Origin of the sequence: Bradyrhizobium sp. SZCCHNR1093 (assembly GCF_032381175.1) — a bacterium.
GTDB lineage: Bacteria > Pseudomonadota > Alphaproteobacteria > Rhizobiales > Xanthobacteraceae > Bradyrhizobium.
Map to the genome: position 1 here is coordinate 958,013 of NZ_JAUHJJ010000002.1, position 17,973 is coordinate 975,985.

Consider the following 17,973-nt stretch of genomic DNA (forward strand, 5'->3'; position numbering starts at 1 on the left):
GTGCGACGAGGTTAAGCGTGCGTTACTGGAAATCCTTGGCTCTGCTGCCGCTGGGGCTCGCGCTCGGCGGCTGCAATCTGGTCGTGCTCGCCCCCTCCGGTGATGTCGCCGCCCAACAGCGCGATCTCGTGATCATCGCGACCGTGCTGATGCTCCTGATCGTGGTGCCCGTCATGGCGGCGACGGCGATCGTGGCCTGGCGCTACCGCCAGTCGAACCAGGCGGCGACCTACACGCCGGATTGGGATCACTCCACCCAGCTCGAGCTTCTGATCTGGGCGGCGCCGCTGCTCATCATCATCTGCCTGGGCGCGGTCACATGGATGGGCACGCATCTGCTCGATCCCTACCGCACGCTCGGGCGCATCGCGGTCGATCGTCCGGTGACGCCGCTGGACAAGCCGCTCGAGGTCAACGTTGTCGCGCTCGATTGGAAGTGGCTGTTCATCTATCCCGAATACGGCATCGCCACCGTCAACGAGCTCGCCGCACCGGTGAACCGGCCGCTGGATTTCAAGATCACCTCGTCCTCGGTGATGAACTCGTTCTACATCCCCGCTCTGGCCGGCCAGATCTATGCGATGCCGGGCATGCAGAGCCGGCTGCACGCCGTCATCAACAAGCCCGGCGTCTATCGCGGCTTCTCAGCCAACTATAGTGGTGCCGGCTTTTCCAGCATGCGCTTTGCCTTTCATGGCCTGTCGGATGTGGAGTTTTCCGGCTGGATCGAGAAGGCGAAGGCCAGTGGCAATCACCTCGGCAAGCCGGATTATCTCGTGCTTGAGCGTCCCAGCACCGACGAGCCGGTCCGCCATTTCGCCTCGGTCGATGCTGACCTGTTCCGCGCCATCCTCAACATGTGCGTCGAACCGGGCAAGATGTGCATGAGCGAGATGATGGCGATCGACGCGAGAGGCGGCATGGGCCTGGCCGGCGTCCGCAACACGCTGCCGCTCGCCTACGACAAGTTCGCCGGCCGCGGCACGGTGTTCGGTGGCGAGCCGAGCTACGTCGCCGGCGGCGTCTGCCTGCCGGGCGACCAGGTCACGCGCATGGCTGCGGAATCGTCGCCCACCGTTCTCGCGCCGCTCGATTGGACGCCGCTGCAGGGCCGCGGCCTTGAACGGCCCAGCCTGCTGCGGCCGTCGAAGGCGTCTTTCATCACGGGGCCAGCCTCCAAGTCGGATTCGTGAGGGTCACATCATGTTCGACACGTCAGATCTCACCCGATTGATCTTCGGCCGGCTCACGCTGGAGTCGCTGCCGCTGCACGAGCCGATCATCATCGGCACCTTCGCGATGGTCGCGCTCGGCGGCATCGCGCTTTTCGGCGCCATCACCTATTTCCGGCTGTGGGGCTATCTCTGGAAGGAGTGGTTCACCACGGTCGACCACAAGCGCATCGGCATCATGTACATGGTCCTCGGCATCGTCATGCTGCTGCGCGGCTTCGCCGACGCGCTGATGATGCGCCTGCAGCAGGCGATCGCGTTCAACGGCTCCGAGGGCTACCTGAACTCGCACCATTATGATCAGGTGTTCACGGCGCACGGCGTGATCATGATCTTCTTCGTGGCGATGCCGCTGGTTACCGGTCTGATGAACTACGTCGTGCCGCTGCAGATCGGCGCCCGCGACGTGTCGTTCCCGTTCCTCAACAATTTCAGCTTCTGGATGACCACGTCGGGCGCCGTGCTGGTGATGTGCTCGCTGTTCGTGGGCGAGTTCGCGCGCACCGGCTGGCTGGCCTATCCGCCGCTGTCGAACCTCTCCTACAGTCCGGATGTCGGCGTCGACTATTACATCTGGGCCCTGCAGGTCGCCGGCGTCGGCACGCTGCTGTCCGGCGTCAACCTGATCTGCACCATCGTCAAGATGCGTGCGCCCGGCATGACCATGATGAAGATGCCAGTCTTCACCTGGACCTCGCTGTGCACCAACGTGCTGATTGTCGCCTCCTTCCCGGTGCTGACGGCGGTGCTAGCGCTGCTGTCGCTCGACCGCTACGTCGGCACCAACTTCTTCACCAATGATTTCGGCGGCGACCCAATGATGTACGTCAACCTCATCTGGATCTGGGGCCATCCGGAGGTCTACATCCTCATCCTGCCGGCTTTCGGCATCTTCTCCGAGGTGACCTCGACCTTCTCGGGCAAGCGCCTGTTCGGCTACACCTCGATGGTCTACGCCACGGTCGTGATCACGATCCTGTCGTACCTCGTCTGGCTGCACCATTTCTTCACGATGGGCTCCGGCGCCAGCGTGAACTCCTTCTTCGGCATCACCACGATGATCATCTCGATCCCGACGGGCGCGAAGATGTTCAACTGGCTGTTCACGATGTATCGCGGCCGCATCCGCTTCGAGCTGCCGATGATGTGGACGGTCGCCTTCATGCTGACCTTCGTGATCGGCGGCATGACCGGCGTGCTGCTCGCGGTGCCGCCGGCCGACTTCGTGCTCCACAACAGCCTGTTCCTGGTCGCGCATTTCCACAACGTGATCATCGGCGGCGTGCTGTTCGGCCTGTTCGCCGGCATCGCCTACTGGTTCCCGAAGGCGTTCGGCTTCAGGCTCGATCCATTCTGGGGCAAGCTGTCGTTCTGGTTCTGGACGGTGGGCTTCTACTTCGCCTTCATGCCGCTCTACGTGCTCGGCCTGATGGGCGTGACCCGTCGGCTGCGCACCTTCGACGATCCGAGCCTGCAGATCTGGTTCGTCGTCGCCGGCATCGGTGCATTCCTGATCCTGCTGGGCATCGCGAGCTTCCTGATCCAGATTGCGGTCAGCATCCTCCGCCGCGAGCAGCTCGCCGACGTCTCCGGCGATCCCTGGAATGCGCGCACCCTGGAGTGGGCGACGTCGTCGCCGCCGCCGGCCTACAACTTCGCCTTCACGCCTGTGGTCCACGACAATGACGCCTGGTGGGACATGAAGCGCCGCGGCTACACGCGTCCGCTCGCCGGCTTCAAGGCGATCCACATGCCGAGCAACACCGGCACCGGCGTGATTCTGGCGGGGTTGAGCACCACCATGGCGTTCGGCCTGATCTGGTACATGTGGTGGATGGCGGCCGGAAGTTTCCTGGCGCTGCTCGCGGTCGCGATCGGCCACACCTTCAACTATCACCGCAGCTTCCACATCGCGGCCGATGAGGTCATAAGCGTCGAGCGCGCGCGCACCGAGCTGCTCGTGGCAGGAGCCAAGTCATGACCGTTGCGATGGGCACCCTGAAGGCCGGGGAACCGGTCTTCTATGTCGTCGACGAGCACGAGCATCCCGAAGGCAGCAGCACGATGCTCGGCTTCTGGATCTATCTGATGAGCGACTGTCTCATCTTTGCGATCCTGTTTGCCGTCTATGGCGTGCTCGGCGCCAAGTACGCCGCCGGGCCGGCGCCGAAGGATCTGTTCGACTTGTCGCTGGTCGCGGTCAACACCTCGTTCCTGCTGCTGTCGTCGCTCACCTATGGCTTCGCGATGCTGTCGATGCAGCGGAACCGCGTTGGCGCGATGCAGGCCTGGCTCGTGGTGACCGGGCTGTTCGGCCTCGCCTTCCTCGGCATCGAGCTGACCGAGTTCGCGCACATGATCCACGAGGGCGCGACGCCGCAGCGCAGCGCCTTCCTGTCTTCGTTCTTCACGCTGGTAGGAACTCACGGCCTGCATGTAACGTTCGGTCTGGTCTGGCTGGTCACCCTGATGGTGCAGGTCAGGACCCACGGCCTGATCGAGGCCAACCGCCGTCGGCTGGTCTGCCTCAGCATGTTCTGGCACTTCCTCGACGTGATCTGGATTGGTGTCTTCACCTTCGTCTATCTGATGGGGATGCTTCGATGAGCTCTGATGCACATGCGCACGGTTCGGCGGACGACCATGCCGGCACGCGCTCGGGCCAACTGATCGGCTTCGGCGCCTCCGTCGTCCTGACGGCGATTCCGTTTCTGCTGGTCATGAACGGTTCGCTCGACAAGCAGGCCACGGCGCTGATCATCATGGCGTTCGCGGCCGTGCAGGTCGTCGTCCACATGGTCTTCTTCCTGCACATGAACACCAAGGCCGAGGGTGGCTGGACCATGATGGCGCTGATCTTCACGATCATCATGGTGGTGATTGCGCTCAGCGGCTCGCTCTGGGTCATGCATCACCTGACCGCGAACATGATGCCGGTGCACGAGATGGGCCAGACGCCGTGATGTCAGCTCCTGCCAACGGGGCAGGGGAACGCGACGAGGCCGGCCGCCGGCGATCCGGCGCGCTGCGGCTCGCGATCGGTGCGGCGTGGCTTGCCTGCGTCGCGATGCTGCTGGCGCTGGGCGTCTGGCAGATCGAGCGGCGGGCCTGGAAGCTCGACCTGATCGATCGCGTCGAGCGCCGCGTTCATGCCGCGCCCGTGCCGGCGCCGAGCCCGGCGGATTGGCCGGCCATCGATCGCAGCGACGACGAGTACAAGCTGATAACGTTGAGCGGCCGCTTCCTCAACGACCGCGAGACGCTGGTCCAGGCGCTGACGGTCGAGGGCTCCGGCTATTGGGTGGTGACGCCGCTGCAGACCGCCGGCGGCACCGTGCTCGTCAATCGTGGCTTCGTGCCCGCGGATCGCCGTGCGCCGGCGAGCCGCAGCGCCGGGAACCCCGATGGCACGGTCGACGTGACCGGATTGCTGCGGATCTCCGAGCCGGGCGGCGGCTTCCTGCGCCACAACGATCCCGCGGGCAATCGCTGGTATTCACGTGACGTCGTGGCGATCGCGGCGGCGCGCGGTCTGTCCGACGTCGCACCGTTCTTCGTCGATGCCGATGCGACCCCGAATCCCGGCGGGCTTCCGATCGGGGGACTCACGGTGATCTCGTTTCCGAACAACCATCTGGTTTACGCGCTGACCTGGTTTACATTGGCCCTCATGCTGGCCGGCGCCGGGCTGCAGCGGCTCCGCCGCGGGCAGAGTGAGCGCGAGGCGCCGGCGGCGCAGGATGTGGAATGGGATCAGCGGCGGCAGGACATGGGTGGATGCGGGGCGGCGTCTTGAGGGATCGAAGCTCGCCGTTCTGTCGGCGGAGATCGGACGTGGCCTCATGAGAAGCGAGGCCCCTAATCTGCCGTTCGGAGCCGTGGCCGCGATCGCCACACCCGAGATCAACGCGCCGCTGCCGACGAAGGACGCGACCAACCGCAAGAACATGGTGCTGCTGATCCAGCTGCGCTGGATCGCCGTGGTCGGTCAGATCGTCACCATCGGCTTCGTGACCACCTGGTTCGGCATTGCGCTGCCGCTGCTGCCGATGGCGGCGATCATCTGCGCGCTGGTGGCGCTCAATATCGCAAGCCATATCTGGCTGCGCACGCATGACGACGTCGGCAATCGTCACCTGCTGATCGCCCTGATGCTCGACGTCGTGGCGTTGACATCGGAGCTCTATCTCACCGGCGGCGCGTCGAATCCGTTCACGTGCCTCTATCTGCTGCAGGTCACGCTGGGGGCCGTGCTGCTCGATGCGCGCTCGTCCTGGTCGCTGGTCGCGCTGACGGTGCTCAGCTTCATCTGGCTCACCATCGAGTACCGTCCCCTGCAACTGCCGCAGCATCACGTCAGCGATGCATTCACCCTGCACATCACCGGCATGTTCGTCGGCTTCGTGCTCGACGCCGTGCTGCTCGTCGTCTTCGTCACCCGCATCAACCGGAACCTGCGCGAGCGCGACGCCAAGCTTGCCGATCTGCGCCAGCACGCTGTCGAGCAGGATCACATCATCCGCATGGGCCTGCTCGCCTCAGGCGCCGCGCATGAGCTCGGCACGCCGCTGGCGTCGATCTCGGTGATCCTGAACGATTGGCACCGCATGACCGCGATCTCTGCCGATCCGGCGCTCGCGGAGGATTTCACGGAAATGGAAGCGGCGGTGCAGCGCTGCAAGTCGATCGTCACCGACATCCTGGTCTCGGCCGGTCAGGCGCGCGGCGAAGGCTCGGCGCCGACAACGTTGAAGGCGTTCCTGACGACGCTGGTCGCCGAATGGAGCGCGGTGCGCTCGGCGCGCAATCTGATGTTCCGCAACGAGTTCGGCTCGGACCCGGCGATCGTCTCCGACGTCGCGCTAAAGCAGGCGATCGTCAACGTGCTCGACAACGCGTTCGAAGTCTCGCGCGAGTGGGTGGAGTTCGTGGCCGAACGAAATGGTGATCAGCTGCTGCTCAGCGTCAGCGATCGCGGGCCGGGCTTTGATCCGGCGATGCTAGGTCAACTCGGACGTCCCTATCAGTCGAGCAAGGGCCGCCCGGGCCGCGGCCTCGGCCTTTTCCTGGTGGTCAACGTGATCCGCAAGCTGGGCGGCAGCGTTTCGGCCTGGAACCACCGGGGACGTGGGGCGACCGTGCGGCTGTCACTGCCGTTGTCGACGCTTGTCATTGGAGAGCGCGATGGCGAATGACCTGTCCCTCTTGATCGTCGAGGACGATGACGGTTTTGCGCGCACCCTGAAGCGCTCGTTCGAACGGCGCGGCTACGAGGCCGTCGTCGCCGGCTCGCTCGAGGACGTCGACGAGATCCTCAAAGAAAAGACGTTCGGCTATGCCGTCGTCGATCTCAAGCTCGGCGGCGCCTCAGGTCTCGTCTGCGTCGAGAAGCTGCATGCGCATGATCCGGAGATGCTGATCGTGGTGCTCACCGGCTTCGCGAGCATCGCGACGGCGGTGGAGGCGATCAAGCTCGGCGCCTGCCACTATCTGGCCAAGCCGTCCAACACCGACGACATCGAGGAGGCGTTCCGCAAGGCGCAGGGCAATGCGCAAGTGGCGCTGGCCGAGCGCTCCACCTCGATCAAGACGCTGGAATGGGAGCGCATCCACCAGACCCTGATCGAGACCGACTTCAACATCTCCGAAGCTGCAAGACGGCTCGGCATGCATCGCCGGACGCTCGCGCGCAAGCTGGAGAAACGCCCGGTGAAGTAGATCGATCCGGTTGTTGTCCGGAGGAGTAGAGCTCATTCTTTCCGACCTACTCCCTTGCCAGCGCCGTTGCCGGATCGAGCCGCGAGGCGCTGCGGGCGGGCATGTAGCCGAAGCCGATGCCGATCGCCATCGACGTGACGGCGGCGCCGACCATTGCAAGCGGCGAATAGATCAGCTGGAAGCCGACGTCGAGCGCGTTGAAGACCGTGCCGAAGCCGACCGCGAGCGCAAGGCCCAGCGCGCCGCCGAGCAGGCAGACCAGCACGGCCTCGATCAGGAACTGCATCAGGATGTCGCTGCGCCGCGCGCCGACCGCCATGCGCACGCCGATCTCGCCGACGCGCTCGGACACCGACACAAGCATGATGTTCATGACGCCGATGCCGCCGACCAGCAACGAGATCACGGCGATGGCTGCCACCAGCAGAGTCAGCACCTGCGTCGTGCTCTCGACGGTCTTGCGGATGTCGTCGGTGTTGAGCACGAAGAAGTCCTTGGCGTTGTGCCGCGCCGTCAGCAGCGCCGTCGCGGCGCGCTCGGCCGCGGCCATCGGCGTCGCCTCGTCGACGCGGACGCTGATGCTGCGCAGCACCTGGTTGCCGAGGAAGCGCGCCTGCACGGTGGTGTAGGGCAGGTAGACGATCGGCGTGGAGCTGGAGCCGAAGCCGGCCTGCTGCTGCTTGGTGATGCCGACGACGCGGCAGGGCACCTTGCCGATCAGGACCACGCTGCCCAGCGGACTGACGTCGGGATCGGGAAACAACGCCTTGCGCGCATTGTCGTCGATCACGGCATCCTGGGCGTAGGAGCGCACGGTATCGGCATCGAGATAGCTGCCTTCGGCGAGCTCGGTGTTCTTGACCCGGAAATACTGCTCGCCGACGCCGGAGATCTGGGCGCTGACCTCGATCGCGCCGAACCGCAACGTGCTGGTGGTCGAGACCGTCGGCGAGATGGCGTCGACATAGGGCTGTTGCGCCATGACCTTGGCATCGGCGAGCACCAGCGTCCTGATCTTGCTGGAGCGCGTATCGCCGAAATCCTTGCCGGGAAAGAATTCCAGCGTGTTGGTGCCGAGCCGGTTGATGTCCTTCAGCACCTTGGCCTGCGAGCCTTTGCCGAGCGCCAGCACCAGGACGACCGAGGCAACGCCGATGATGATGCCGAGCATGGTGAGGAACGCGCGCATCCGGTGCGCATTCATGGCGAGCAGCGCCATCCGCGCGGCCTCGCGGAAACGGTCGAGCTGGCTGCGCCACCACGACGCCGCCGCGGCGGTATGGTCTTCGGTCGCTGCGGCTGGCGCGGGTTCCGAAGTCCGCGGATTGAGCCGGTCGGAAATGACGCGGCCGTCCTCGATCTCGATGATGCGCCGGGCGCGCTGCGCGACGCTCGGATCGTGGGTGACGATGATGACGGTGCGCCCGGAGGCGCTGATCTCGTCGAGGATGCGCAGCACCTCCTCGCCGCTGGCGCGGTCGAGGGCGCCGGTCGGCTCGTCGGCCAGGATCACGTCGGGATCGTTGACCAGCGCGCGGGCGATCGAGACCCGCTGCTGCTGGCCGCCCGAGAGCTGACCCGGCTTGTGGTCGGTGCGGCTGCCCATGCCGAGCCGCTGCAGCAGCGCCGCCGCCTTCCGGCGCCGCGCATTGGGGCCGAGCCCGGAATAGACGGCCGGGACCTCGGCATTCTCAGCGGCCGTGAGTTCGCCCAGCAGATGGTAGCGCTGGAAGATGAAGCCGAAATGCTCGCGCCGCAACGCCGCCAGCTCGTCCGGATCGAGCGAGCCCATCTCGCGGCCGGCGATCCGGTAGCTGCCGGATGTCGGGCGGTCGAGGCAACCCAGAATGTTCATCAGCGTCGACTTGCCGGAGCCCGACTGGCCGATGATGGCGACCATCTCGCCGCGCGCGATCTGGATGTCGACACCGCGCAAGGCATGGACGGTACTCTCGCCGGAGGCGTAGCACCGCCCGACGTTCTGCAGATCGATCAGCACCTCCGCCATCACGGACCTCCGGAGGAGGCCGGCGGCGGCATCACGGTTCGCTTCGGCCCCTCGTCGGGCGTCGAGATGACGACCCGCTCGCCCTCGCGCAGGCCGGACTGCACCTCGGCCCGGATCTTGTTGTTGAGGCCGATGTGAGTGGTGCGCTTCTCCAGTGTTCCTGCGCCGGTCAGCACGCGCACCGTGTAGCTGCCGTCGGGATTGGCGTTGCCAAGCGCGGACGACGGAATGGTCGGGACCTTGCGGGCCTCGCCGAGAAGGATGTGGACCTCGGCCGTCATGTAGGTCATCAGCCGCCCGTCCGGATTGGCGATGTCGAACACGCCGTTGTAGTAGATCGCCGACGACGTGGTGGACGAGGACGAGCTGCTGCTCGACGTGGTCGTCGTGCTCGACGAGAAGCTCGAATCGCTCTTGATCGATTCGGGCGCCGGCTCGATCGATCCGAGCGTGCCCTCGTAGCGATGATCGGGCTCGCCCAGCACGGTGAAATAGACGTTCTGTCCGGGCCGGACCTTGACCACGTCGGCCTCGGAGATCTCCACCCGCACGGTCATCGTCTCGACCTGGCCGAGCACGACGATGGTCGGTGCCGACTGCACCGCATTCACGGTCTGGCCCTGCTGGGTGACGATCGACAGCACGGTGCCGTCGATCGGAGCCGTGATCTTCGTGTAGCCGAGATTGACGCGCGCGGTCTCGATCGCCACCTCGGCCTCGACGATCTGCGCGTCGAGCTGCGCGATCTGGGCCTGGGTCTGCTTCGCGGTCGCCTCGGCGCTGTCGTAGTCGGCGCGCGACGACGCCTTCTGCGCCAGCGTAACCTGCTGCCGCGCCAGGTTCGCCTCGGCCAGCGCCAGGGTGGCGACCTTCTCGTCACGCTGCGCCCGCACGCTCCGCAGGCTCGCCTCGTTGGTGCGCAGCGTGTTCTGTTGCGTCAGCGAGTCGATCTCGGCGATGAGGTCGCCGGCCTTCACTTTCTGGCCGAGCTTGACGTTGAGCGCGACGAGGCGCCCCGAGGCCTGGGCACCGACCGCAACGAGCTTGACCGGCTTCAGCGTGCCGGTGGCGAGCACGGTCTGCTCGATGTCGCCGGTCGTGACGGGTGCGGTGACGAGATTGGCGTTGGGATTGCTGGTCAGCCTCATGACCAGCACGATCGCGGCGGCCAGAACGACGAGCGCTCCCACGATCAGCAGCGGCCAGCGGCGCGGCCGCTTGGGCTTCGGTCCCGGCGCGTGGCCGTCATCGACCGCGACCGCTCGGGGCATCTGGGATAGGGGTGCGTTCATCGGATCATTTCGGAAATACGTTTTGGAATTCAGGACGTGGGCTATTTGGGGTCGACGGACTGCGCGAGATGCGGCCCGGTGCCGCTGTCGACGACCTCGGGCCGCGAGCTGTCGATCGCGCCGGTCCAACCGCCGCCCAAAGCCTTGGCCAGTGCGACGTAGTTTTTCGCCAAGGTCGCGCGGCTGGCGAGCAAATTGTCCTCGGCCGTGAATTGCGAGCGCTCGGCGTCGAGCACGTCGAGGAAAGTGCTGGACCCCGTCTGATAGAGCGAGCGCGACAGCCGTGCAGCCTCGCCATAGCGTCGCGCCGACTCCGTCAGGCTGCGGATGCGGATGCGTTCCTGGGCGAGATTGACGATGGCGTTCTCGACGTCCTCGAGCGCGCTCAACACGGCGCTCTGCCAGGCGACGTGGTACTCGTCGCGCTGCGCCTCGGCGATCTCCACCGCCGCCTGCAGCTTGCCGCCGTTGAAGATCGGCACCGACACGCTGGGGCCGATCGACCAGCCGATGGTCGAGCTCCTGCCGAGATCGCCGAGCTTCAGCGCGCTGGTCGAGACCGAGCCGCTGAGGCTGACATCCGGATACAGCGCAGCCGTCGCTTGTCCGATCTTCGCGGTGAACTGTGCGAGCTGCCGCTCGGCCTTGCGGACGTCCGGCCGCATCACCAGCACGTCGGCCGGGATGCCCTTCGGCAACGGCAGGCGTGGCGCCGGGATCGCCGCAGTGCGCGACAGGCGCAGGCTCAGTGCGGCCGGGTCGCGGCCGAGCAGCACGCCGAGCCGGTGCACGGCCTGCTGATAGCTGCTCTCATAGGTCGGGATGGTGGCTTCGGTGCTGGCGGCGAGCGCGGAGGCCTTGGCGGTGTCGACGGCCGACGCCGAGCCGGCATTCTGCTTGCGCTCGGTCAGCGCCGCGGTCTCGCGCTGCGAGGCAGCCGTGCGCCGCGCCAGCGCCGCCCGCGCCTGGTAGGCGCGCGCATCGATGTAGTTGGAGGCGACGTCGCCGACCAGCGTCAGCAATGTCGCGCGGAGATCGTCCTCCGCGGCGTCGACGCCGTAGGTCGCCGCCTCGACCGCGCGGCGGTTGGCGCCGAACAGATCGAGCTCCCAGCTCGAATCGAAGCCAGCCTGGTACTGGCTGTAGGTGGTAGGAGCGATCGCGATGCCGCTCGTCGAGCTGCCGGCGCTGCGGGTCTCCGTCGCCATGCCGGTGGCGCTCACTGTGGGAAACAGTGCGCCGATGGCCTGGCGCTGCGTCGCCCGCGCCTCGCGGATGCGCGCCTTGGCGGCGGCGACGTCGAGATTGCCGCTGACGGCGTCTGCGATCAGCTGATCGAGCATCATATCACCGAGGCTGCGCCACCAATGTGCGAGCTTCAGCGCTTGCGTGGGCTTGTTACGGTCGCTGCTCCAGCTCTGGGGCATGCCGAAATCCGGCTTTACGTAGTCGGGCCCGACGGCGCAGCCGGCGAGCAGCGGTGTGGCCAGGCAGAGTGCGAGCAGGAGAGGCTTCACGGTGGCTGAGACGATCGCGGTTCGGAAGAGGGCCGCGCCGGCTGAAGAGCCATGCCGCAGGACTTCCCTGTTGATGCTTGTCTGATGCGTAAAGCCTAGGCGTGATACCAATTTCGCAGGATTAAGTCGCGTGAAGAAATGTTTCCGCCTTAACAATACAGCTTACTTTTGCCACGATCGGAGCTCGCTTCGGGCTGTTCTTTTGGACTCAAATCGACCATGTTCCGCGCATGATGTCGTCACACAATACCGCCGTGGCCGCAGACGCAAACATACCGGCAGCTGCGCGCATTCTCTGCGTCGAAGATGACCGGGAGATTGCGGCGCTGCTCACCGAGCTGTTGCAGGAGCACGGCTTCGCGCCGCGCTTCGTGTCCTCCGCGGCCGCGATGAACGACCTCCTGCAGCGCGAGCAGGTCGACCTCATCATGCTCGACGTGATGCTGCCGGACGATGACGGCATGAGCATCTGTCGCCGCCTTCGCCAGATCTCGACCGTGCCGATCATCATGGTGACGGCGAAGGGCGAGGACATCGATCGCATCCTCGGTCTCGAGCTCGGCGCCGACGACTACGTCGTCAAGCCGTTCAATCCGCGCGAGCTGGTGGCGCGGATCCGCGCGCTGCTGCGCCGCTCGCAATTGCATCCCGCCGTGATCGCGGCGCGGCAGGCACCGATGACTTTCGACGGCTGGCGCATCGAGCCGGCGACGCGCACGCTGTTCGATCCCGACCGAGTCAAGATCACGCTGACGAGCGCCGAGTTCGACATTCTCCTGGCGTTCTGCCGCAACGCCGGCCGGGTGCTGTCGCGCGAGCAACTGATCGAGCTGGCGCATGGCGGGCAGGCCGGGCCGGTCGAGCGCAGCATCGACGTTCACATCAGCCGCATCCGCCAGAAGATCGAGCCCGGCGCCAGGAGCTGGACCCTGATCAAGACGGTGCGCCTCGGCGGCTACGTCTTCACGCCAAGAGTCGAGACCATCGATGACGCCTGATAGCAAGCCGTGCCCGCGCCTCGGCCTCACCACGCAGATCGTGACGCTGGCGTCGCTGTCGGTGCTGTTCGGCATGGTCGTGATGATCGCGGCGGCGCTGCTGTTCCTCGATCCGCCCGACGAGCAGGAATCGCCGGCCTACGGCATCGCGCGCGTGGCCGAGGCGGTGCACTTCGTCCGCGCCGCGAACGACCCCGTGGCCGTCGACAGCAGCCTGTCGAGCCTGCGCAGCTCCGGCATCCAGGTCGAGCTCGTGCCGCTGACCTCGCTCACGCTGCTCGCCAAGCCGGTCAGCGACGTGCCATGGACCTCGCGGCTGGCCCGCCGTCAGCTCAGCGTGCTGCGTGACGTCACCTTGCTCCACGGCGTCGGCTATGGCGCGTCGCCGCCGACCCAGATCATCGTCCAGGTCGACGGCGAGCGTGCGCTGGTGTTCGACGACGTGCCGCGCCTCGAATTCTGGTCGATGGTGCTGAAGCCGACGGCGGTGTTCCTGTTCCTCATCCTGATCCTGGGCGTGCTGCTGTCGATCTACGCGGCGCGGGCGATCATCCGGCCGCTGTCGGAGATGGCGCGCGCGGCGGCGGCGTTCGGCCGCTCGCCGGGAGCGCAGGAGCCGCTGAGCCGGCGCGGGCCCCGGGAGATCGCCCAGGTCGCCGAGGCGTTGAATGAGATGCAGGCGCGCATCCGCGCGCTGCTCGACGACCGCACGCGCATGCTGGCCGCGATCAGCCACGATCTGCGCACGCCGCTGACGCGGCTGCGGCTGCGCTCGGAGCGCATCGCTCAGGTCGAGATTTGCAGCGCGATGCTGCGCGACATCGACCAGGTCAGCCGCATGCTCGACGAGACGCTGGACTATCTGCGCGACGACACCAAGGCCGAGCAGCCGGCGCGGATCGAGCTGTCGAGCCTCTTGGAGACGATCTGCTGCGACTTCGCCGATGTCGGCCACGCCGTCACCTTCGATGGACCGTCGCGGCTGGTCTGCGAGGGCCGGGCGCGGGCGCTGTCGCGCGCCGTCACCAACGTGGTCGAGAACGCGGTCAAGCATGGCAGCGAGGTCGTGGTCAGCCTGTCGACCCTGGCCGACGGCATGATCGCGATCGAGGTCGCCGACGACGGTCCGGGCATTCCGCAGGCGCTGCAGGCGCGCGCGCTGGAGCCGTTCGTCAAGCTCGACCAGGCCCGCTCCGCCGGCGGTTTCGGCCTCGGGCTGTCGATCGCGCAGGAGATCATGAAGAAGCATGACGGCGGCATCGCGCTGATGCCCAACGCCCCGCGCGGTCTGCGGGTGCGGCTGTCGCTGCCGCTGCGCATCGCGATGCCCTCGGCGATCCCCGCCAAGGTGGCGTAGCAGACGCCACGAGAAGGAAACCCCGCCGGTGCTGATCCCGGCGGGGCCCTTGCGTTTGCCGATGTCGAGGGACGGCGATCAGCTCACGCGCTTCCAGGTCTGGCCGCCGCAGAACAGGCCGCCGAACGCGCAGCCCTGGACCCGCAAGGTGTTCGGGTTCTTGAGCACGACGGTGGAGTCGTAATTGCCGCCGCCGTCCGGATCGTGGATGCGGCCGATCCATTTGCTGTCCTTCGGCTTCATGTTGATCAGGATCTTCTCCCGCGTCTTCTCGGCAAAGCCGCAGATGTTGGCGCCGCACGGCTCGATCACGACGTTGCCCTTGCCGCCCTCGGTGGCCCACAGGCCGAGCGGCGAGTTCGGATCGGCTGCAGCCGGAGCGGGCTGAACTGCGGCTGGCGCCGCGGCGACGGTGACCGACGCGGGTGCCGGAGCAGGTTGGGGAGCAGGCGCGGTCGCAGCGACCGGTGCCGGCGGCACCGGCATCTGCCCCGTCGTGGATGGCGCGACGGAAGCGGGCGCTGCGGGGGCTGGCGCGGCCACGGCTGGCGCGGCGGCGACGGGCGCGGGCGCATTCACGACCGGCGCAGCGGGCGCCGCGGCGGCGGGGGCCGGAGCGCTGGCCGCAGGCGCGCTGCTCGCCGGCGCATCATCGCCGAGCTTGGACGATGTCAGCCCGCTGAGGTCGATGCCGGACACCTGCAGGCAGGACAGCGACTGGCAGTTGCGCGGCACGGTGACGCGGATCTTGTGTCCGTCGAAATTGAACGCGATCGAGCTGCCGGCCTGCGCGGCGCTGCTCGCGATCAGAACGGCCGCTGCGGCCAGAAAGACGGTCTTCATGGATGAGCTCCCTCGGGACGGCGTCGTGAACCTGAGGGACCTGTTAAACGCGGGCGCCGGCGCGATCTGTGACAGAGATCACAGCCGACGGATGCGTGTCTGAAAACGACAACTCCGCGCGGGAAGGTGGGCGATGGCACGCCGCCGGCCGACAGCCGCCCGTCGATTGATCGAGATCGGATCTCAGCGATCAGATCATCCCGACGACGATGGCGCCGACGAATGCAAACACGATACACGTGACCACCATGCTCAGCCGATCGGCAGGGCTCATGGGACGGCTCCCGTTTTCGTATCTCTCGCGCACCTGACGTGCGCGTCGCTCCTGACGCAGGCGTTCCGCGGAGCGCGCGCCACACATATCCGATCGGCATCGGCAAAAAAGACAGCGCGGTTGTCGCTTCCCCGCAAATGGACTGCCTTTCACGTCACGATGGTTTGCGCGCCGTAAATGGACGGCATTGACAGGTCCTTAAGCAAATTGCCGCAAACCTCTGCATATGACGCGCGGAGTTCGTTTGTATCTCGTCGGCTCCATCGTCCTTGTCTCGCTTGCGGGTTGCGGCCGTGGATTCTTCCAGGAGCGCGAGCCGTGGCGGGCCGAGGCCGAGATCGCCTGCCTGAAATCGGGCGCGGTGAAGGAGAGTGCGGATATCGTCCGCATCAATCCGATCTCCGGCCCCGGCATGTGCGGCGCCGACTATCCGCTGAAGGTGGCAGCGCTCGGCGAAGCGACCACGAGCTATGGCTTCGCCGATGAAAGCCTGCGTCCACCGGCCGCGATCGGCGGCCAGCCGCGCTGGCCGATCAACCCGCCGCCGCAACGCTACGCCCCGCCCGCGACCTATCAGCCGCAGGCCGCGCCGCAGCCGGCCTATCCCGCGTCGAGCGCGGCCTATCCGAATTCGGCATCGCCGTCCTATGGCGCTCCTCCCGGCGCGCCACTACAGCTCGAGCCGCCGGTCGGCGAGGACGACGTCGATCAGCCGGCCGACGCGGCCTATTCGCCCAATCGCGGTCAGCCGGCCGCTCGCACCGCCTATCCGCCGCAGGAACCGCTGCCGCGGCTCGGACCGTCGCGCGATCCGGTCGGCACCGTCGGCCCGGTCGCGGTGAAGCCGACCGCGACGCTCGCCTGTCCGATCGTCTCGGCGCTTGACCGCTGGCTTGCGGAATCGGTGCAGCCGGCGGCCCAGCGCTGGTTCGGCACCAAGGTCGTCGAGATCAAGCAGATCTCGGCCTATTCCTGCCGCGGCATGAACGGCAATCCGAGCGCGCATATTTCCGAGCATGCCTTCGGCAACGCGCTCGACATCGCCGCCTTCACGCTCGCCGACGGCCGTCGGATCAGCGTCAAGGATGGCTGGATCGGCCTGCCGGAGGAGCAGGGCTTTCTGCGCGACATCCAGGGGGGCGCCTGCCAGCAGTTCACCACCGTGCTGGCGCCGGGCTCCAACGTCTATCACTACGACCACATCCATGTGGACCTGATGCGCCGTGCCAGCCGCCGCCTGATCTGCCAGCCGGCCGCGCAGTCCGGCGAGGCGGTGGCGGCGCGCGCGCAGCAGCGGCGCTATGGCTACGGCCAGCGCGAGCCCGACGTGACCAGCTCGATCCCGTCGCGCAAGCAGCCGCGCAGCATCGGCCAGCTGATCAACGAGGAAGACGAATTCCGGGACTATTGAGAGGGGCGAATAGGGAATAGCGAGCAGCGAATCGGGATCGGGACGATCACCTGCTCGCCATTCGCCATTCGCTAGCGCCTGTGCGCGGCTGTGGATTTCTCCCGCCGTCGGCCGCGCGTGAAGGCACTCTGTCCCGCCGCGAAACGCAAACGCCGATGTCACGCGCTGCGCATTAGGAGTCCGTTGACCAGTTTTGCCGTCCGCCATTGGCCGACACTAGACCTGCCACAGTCGCCAGGAACAAGGCGCGCGGGGTTCTGGTTGCTGCCGGATTGGGAGAGGCGGAGATGGTATCGTATCGCATCAAGGCGATTGGGGCGGGCTTCGAGGTCGGCACCGCCGAGCAGGCCGTGCTGGTCTGCCGTTCGCTGAAGATCGCCCGCCGCGCCGTCGCCGACGCGCAGCGCCTGGAGCGGATGCCGCCGAAGCCGATTCCCTGGCGCACGCCGCCGCAGAGTGAGACCTCCGCTGGCGGAGCGGACGATGCCGCGCGCAGCGAGGATACCGACATCGAGGTTCTCGTCGTGTCGGATGGCCCGCCTCTGTGCTGCTGACTAACCGGCGCGGAAGCGGCAGAACTGGAACTGCTGCGTCGAGTCCCATGGCGTGCGATGCGCCTCGGTGCAACTGTCCTCCAGCGTGAAAGCAGGACCCAGCGCTGCGGCCAGGCTGTGGGCGTCGTAGCGGACGACCGGCAGTCCGCTGCACCTCTCCGGACCATCGGGCGCGAACGTGCCGATGATGACGGCCCCACCGGGCACCACCGCCGCGCGCAGGCGGTCGACGTAGGCGGCCCGGTCCTCAGGCGCGGTGAGGAAATGGAAGGCGGCCCGGTCGTGCCAGACGTCGTAGCGCGCGTCCGGCGTCCAGGTGGTGACGTCGGAGGCGATCCACGTGACCCCGGCTGCCGCCGCGCCGAGCCTGCGGCGCGCCGTCGCCAGTGCCGCATCGGAGATGTCGAGCACGGCGAGCGCGCTGTAGCCGGCCGCGAGCAGCGCATCGACCAGCCGCGAGGCGCCGCCGCCGATATCGATGATCCGCGATGTCGGCGTCGCGCCGGCCTCGCGGATCAGCCGCAGCGAGGTCGCCGGATCGTCCTGGTACCAGCTGACCTCGGTCTCGGCCTTGGTGGTGTAGACGTTCTGCCAATGGGTGGTGCGGTCGGACATGGTTTCGGTCCCGAGGAGAGGCACACATTATAGCACGCGACGGCTCGAACTCTTGCCCAGGCGGTGGTGGGCTCCCCTCCCCCTTGCGGGGAGGGGTCGGGGGTGGGGTTCCCCACGCGCTGAACGTGGTGAGATCCCCATCATCTGTCGAGAA

At 66.8% G+C, this 17,973-nt stretch carries 16 protein-coding genes; 11 read left to right on the plus strand and 5 right to left on the minus strand.

What is annotated here, in order from left to right; all coding sequences use genetic code 11:
- Positions 1 to 17: 17 nt before the first annotated feature.
- The 7 genes from cyoA to QX070_RS10105 are packed head-to-tail and all read left to right on the plus strand — an operon-like array spanning position 18 to position 6,950.
- On the plus strand, positions 18 to 1,193 hold the full coding sequence (cyoA, locus tag QX070_RS10075) for a ubiquinol oxidase subunit II (RefSeq protein WP_315736740.1): 1,176 nt from the start codon (positions 18 to 20) through the stop codon (positions 1,191 to 1,193).
- Positions 1,194 to 1,203: 10 nt separating this feature from the next.
- A complete protein-coding gene (cyoB, locus tag QX070_RS10080) occupies positions 1,204 to 3,213 on the plus strand; it encodes a cytochrome o ubiquinol oxidase subunit I (RefSeq protein WP_315736741.1) in 2,010 nt (669 codons plus the stop codon).
- Positions 3,210 to 3,839 (plus strand): cytochrome o ubiquinol oxidase subunit III, encoded by a 630-nt coding sequence (cyoC, locus tag QX070_RS10085; RefSeq protein WP_315736742.1) that lies wholly within the window; start codon positions 3,210 to 3,212, stop codon positions 3,837 to 3,839. The genes cyoB and cyoC overlap by 4 nt, the downstream gene beginning before the upstream one ends.
- Positions 3,836 to 4,195 (plus strand): cytochrome o ubiquinol oxidase subunit IV, encoded by a 360-nt coding sequence (cyoD, locus tag QX070_RS10090; RefSeq protein WP_315736743.1) that lies wholly within the window; start codon positions 3,836 to 3,838, stop codon positions 4,193 to 4,195. The genes cyoC and cyoD overlap by 4 nt, the downstream gene beginning before the upstream one ends.
- Positions 4,195 to 5,028: an SURF1 family protein gene (locus QX070_RS10095; RefSeq protein ID WP_315736744.1), complete on the plus strand. Its 834-nt coding sequence runs from the start codon at positions 4,195 to 4,197 to the stop codon at positions 5,026 to 5,028. Before cyoD ends, QX070_RS10095 begins: the two co-directional genes overlap by 1 nt.
- A gap of 46 nt (positions 5,029 to 5,074) precedes the next feature.
- On the plus strand, positions 5,075 to 6,427 hold the full coding sequence (locus QX070_RS10100) for an ATP-binding protein (RefSeq protein ID WP_315736745.1): 1,353 nt from the start codon (positions 5,075 to 5,077) through the stop codon (positions 6,425 to 6,427).
- Positions 6,417 to 6,950, plus strand: a complete 534-nt coding sequence (locus QX070_RS10105; RefSeq protein WP_315713466.1) for a response regulator transcription factor — start codon at positions 6,417 to 6,419, stop codon at positions 6,948 to 6,950. The genes QX070_RS10100 and QX070_RS10105 overlap by 11 nt, the downstream gene beginning before the upstream one ends.
- 46 nt (positions 6,951 to 6,996) lie before the next feature.
- Here the strand turns inward: QX070_RS10105 and QX070_RS10110 are convergent, their stop codons facing one another.
- The 3 genes from QX070_RS10110 to QX070_RS10120 are packed head-to-tail and all read right to left on the minus strand — an operon-like array spanning position 6,997 to position 11,767.
- Positions 6,997 to 8,958 carry a MacB family efflux pump subunit gene (locus QX070_RS10110; RefSeq protein ID WP_315736747.1) on the minus strand — a complete coding sequence of 654 codons (1,962 nt, stop codon included), beginning with the start codon at positions 8,956 to 8,958 and terminating at the stop codon, positions 6,997 to 6,999.
- Complete coding sequence (locus tag QX070_RS10115) at positions 8,958 to 10,250, minus strand: efflux RND transporter periplasmic adaptor subunit (protein ID WP_315736748.1); 1,293 nt, start codon at positions 10,248 to 10,250, stop codon at positions 8,958 to 8,960. Before QX070_RS10115 ends, QX070_RS10110 begins: the two co-directional genes overlap by 1 nt.
- Positions 10,251 to 10,291: 41 nt before the next feature.
- Positions 10,292 to 11,767 carry an efflux transporter outer membrane subunit gene (locus QX070_RS10120; RefSeq protein ID WP_315736749.1) on the minus strand — a complete coding sequence of 492 codons (1,476 nt, stop codon included), beginning with the start codon at positions 11,765 to 11,767 and terminating at the stop codon, positions 10,292 to 10,294.
- A 230-nt stretch (positions 11,768 to 11,997) separates the two neighbouring features.
- Between QX070_RS10120 and QX070_RS10125 the strand changes: the two genes are divergently transcribed.
- Entirely contained in the window at positions 11,998 to 12,765 is a 768-nt protein-coding gene (locus tag QX070_RS10125; RefSeq protein ID WP_315736751.1) for a response regulator, read from the plus strand.
- On the plus strand, positions 12,755 to 14,122 hold the full coding sequence (locus QX070_RS10130; protein ID WP_315736752.1) for an ATP-binding protein: 1,368 nt from the start codon (positions 12,755 to 12,757) through the stop codon (positions 14,120 to 14,122). Before QX070_RS10125 ends, QX070_RS10130 begins: the two co-directional genes overlap by 11 nt.
- Before the next feature lie 78 nt (positions 14,123 to 14,200).
- Here the strand turns inward: QX070_RS10130 and QX070_RS10135 are convergent, their stop codons facing one another.
- Positions 14,201 to 14,965, minus strand: a complete 765-nt coding sequence (locus QX070_RS10135) for a DUF2147 domain-containing protein (RefSeq protein WP_315736753.1) — start codon at positions 14,963 to 14,965, stop codon at positions 14,201 to 14,203.
- Between the two features lie 500 nt (positions 14,966 to 15,465).
- Between QX070_RS10135 and QX070_RS10140 the strand changes: the two genes are divergently transcribed.
- Both QX070_RS10140 and QX070_RS10145 read left to right on the plus strand, forming a co-directional pair.
- Entirely contained in the window at positions 15,466 to 16,650 is a 1,185-nt protein-coding gene (locus QX070_RS10140) for an extensin family protein (protein WP_315736754.1), read from the plus strand.
- A gap of 287 nt (positions 16,651 to 16,937) precedes the next feature.
- A complete protein-coding gene (locus tag QX070_RS10145) occupies positions 16,938 to 17,204 on the plus strand; it encodes a hypothetical protein (RefSeq protein ID WP_315736755.1) in 267 nt (88 codons plus the stop codon).
- Here QX070_RS10145 and QX070_RS10150 read toward each other — a convergent pair whose 3' ends face one another.
- Positions 17,205 to 17,819, minus strand: a complete 615-nt coding sequence (locus tag QX070_RS10150; RefSeq protein ID WP_315736756.1) for a class I SAM-dependent methyltransferase — start codon at positions 17,817 to 17,819, stop codon at positions 17,205 to 17,207.
- Positions 17,820 to 17,973: the final 154 nt, after the last annotated feature.

Bases quoted from the DNA above. Each gene is read 5' to 3' on its own strand.
- cyoB (WP_315736741.1), top strand. From the start codon at position 1,204: ATGTTCGACACGTCAGATCTCACCCGATTGATCTTCGGCCGGCTCACG.
- cyoC (WP_315736742.1), top strand. From the start codon at position 3,210: ATGACCGTTGCGATGGGCACCCTGAAGGCCGGGGAACCGGTCTTCTAT.
- cyoD (WP_315736743.1), top strand. From the start codon at position 3,836: ATGAGCTCTGATGCACATGCGCACGGTTCGGCGGACGACCATGCCGGC.
- QX070_RS10095 (WP_315736744.1), top strand. From the start codon at position 4,195: ATGTCAGCTCCTGCCAACGGGGCAGGGGAACGCGACGAGGCCGGCCGC.
- QX070_RS10100 (WP_315736745.1), top strand. From the start codon at position 5,075: ATGAGAAGCGAGGCCCCTAATCTGCCGTTCGGAGCCGTGGCCGCGATC.
- QX070_RS10105 (WP_315713466.1), top strand. From the start codon at position 6,417: ATGGCGAATGACCTGTCCCTCTTGATCGTCGAGGACGATGACGGTTTT.
- QX070_RS10110 (WP_315736747.1), bottom strand. From the start codon at position 8,958: ATGGCGGAGGTGCTGATCGATCTGCAGAACGTCGGGCGGTGCTACGCC.
- QX070_RS10115 (WP_315736748.1), bottom strand. From the start codon at position 10,250: ATGAACGCACCCCTATCCCAGATGCCCCGAGCGGTCGCGGTCGATGAC.
- QX070_RS10125 (WP_315736751.1), top strand. From the start codon at position 11,998: ATGATGTCGTCACACAATACCGCCGTGGCCGCAGACGCAAACATACCG.
- QX070_RS10130 (WP_315736752.1), top strand. From the start codon at position 12,755: ATGACGCCTGATAGCAAGCCGTGCCCGCGCCTCGGCCTCACCACGCAG.
- QX070_RS10135 (WP_315736753.1), bottom strand. From the start codon at position 14,965: ATGAAGACCGTCTTTCTGGCCGCAGCGGCCGTTCTGATCGCGAGCAGC.
- QX070_RS10140 (WP_315736754.1), top strand. From the start codon at position 15,466: ATGACGCGCGGAGTTCGTTTGTATCTCGTCGGCTCCATCGTCCTTGTC.
- QX070_RS10145 (WP_315736755.1), top strand. From the start codon at position 16,938: ATGGTATCGTATCGCATCAAGGCGATTGGGGCGGGCTTCGAGGTCGGC.
- QX070_RS10150 (WP_315736756.1), bottom strand. From the start codon at position 17,819: ATGTCCGACCGCACCACCCATTGGCAGAACGTCTACACCACCAAGGCC.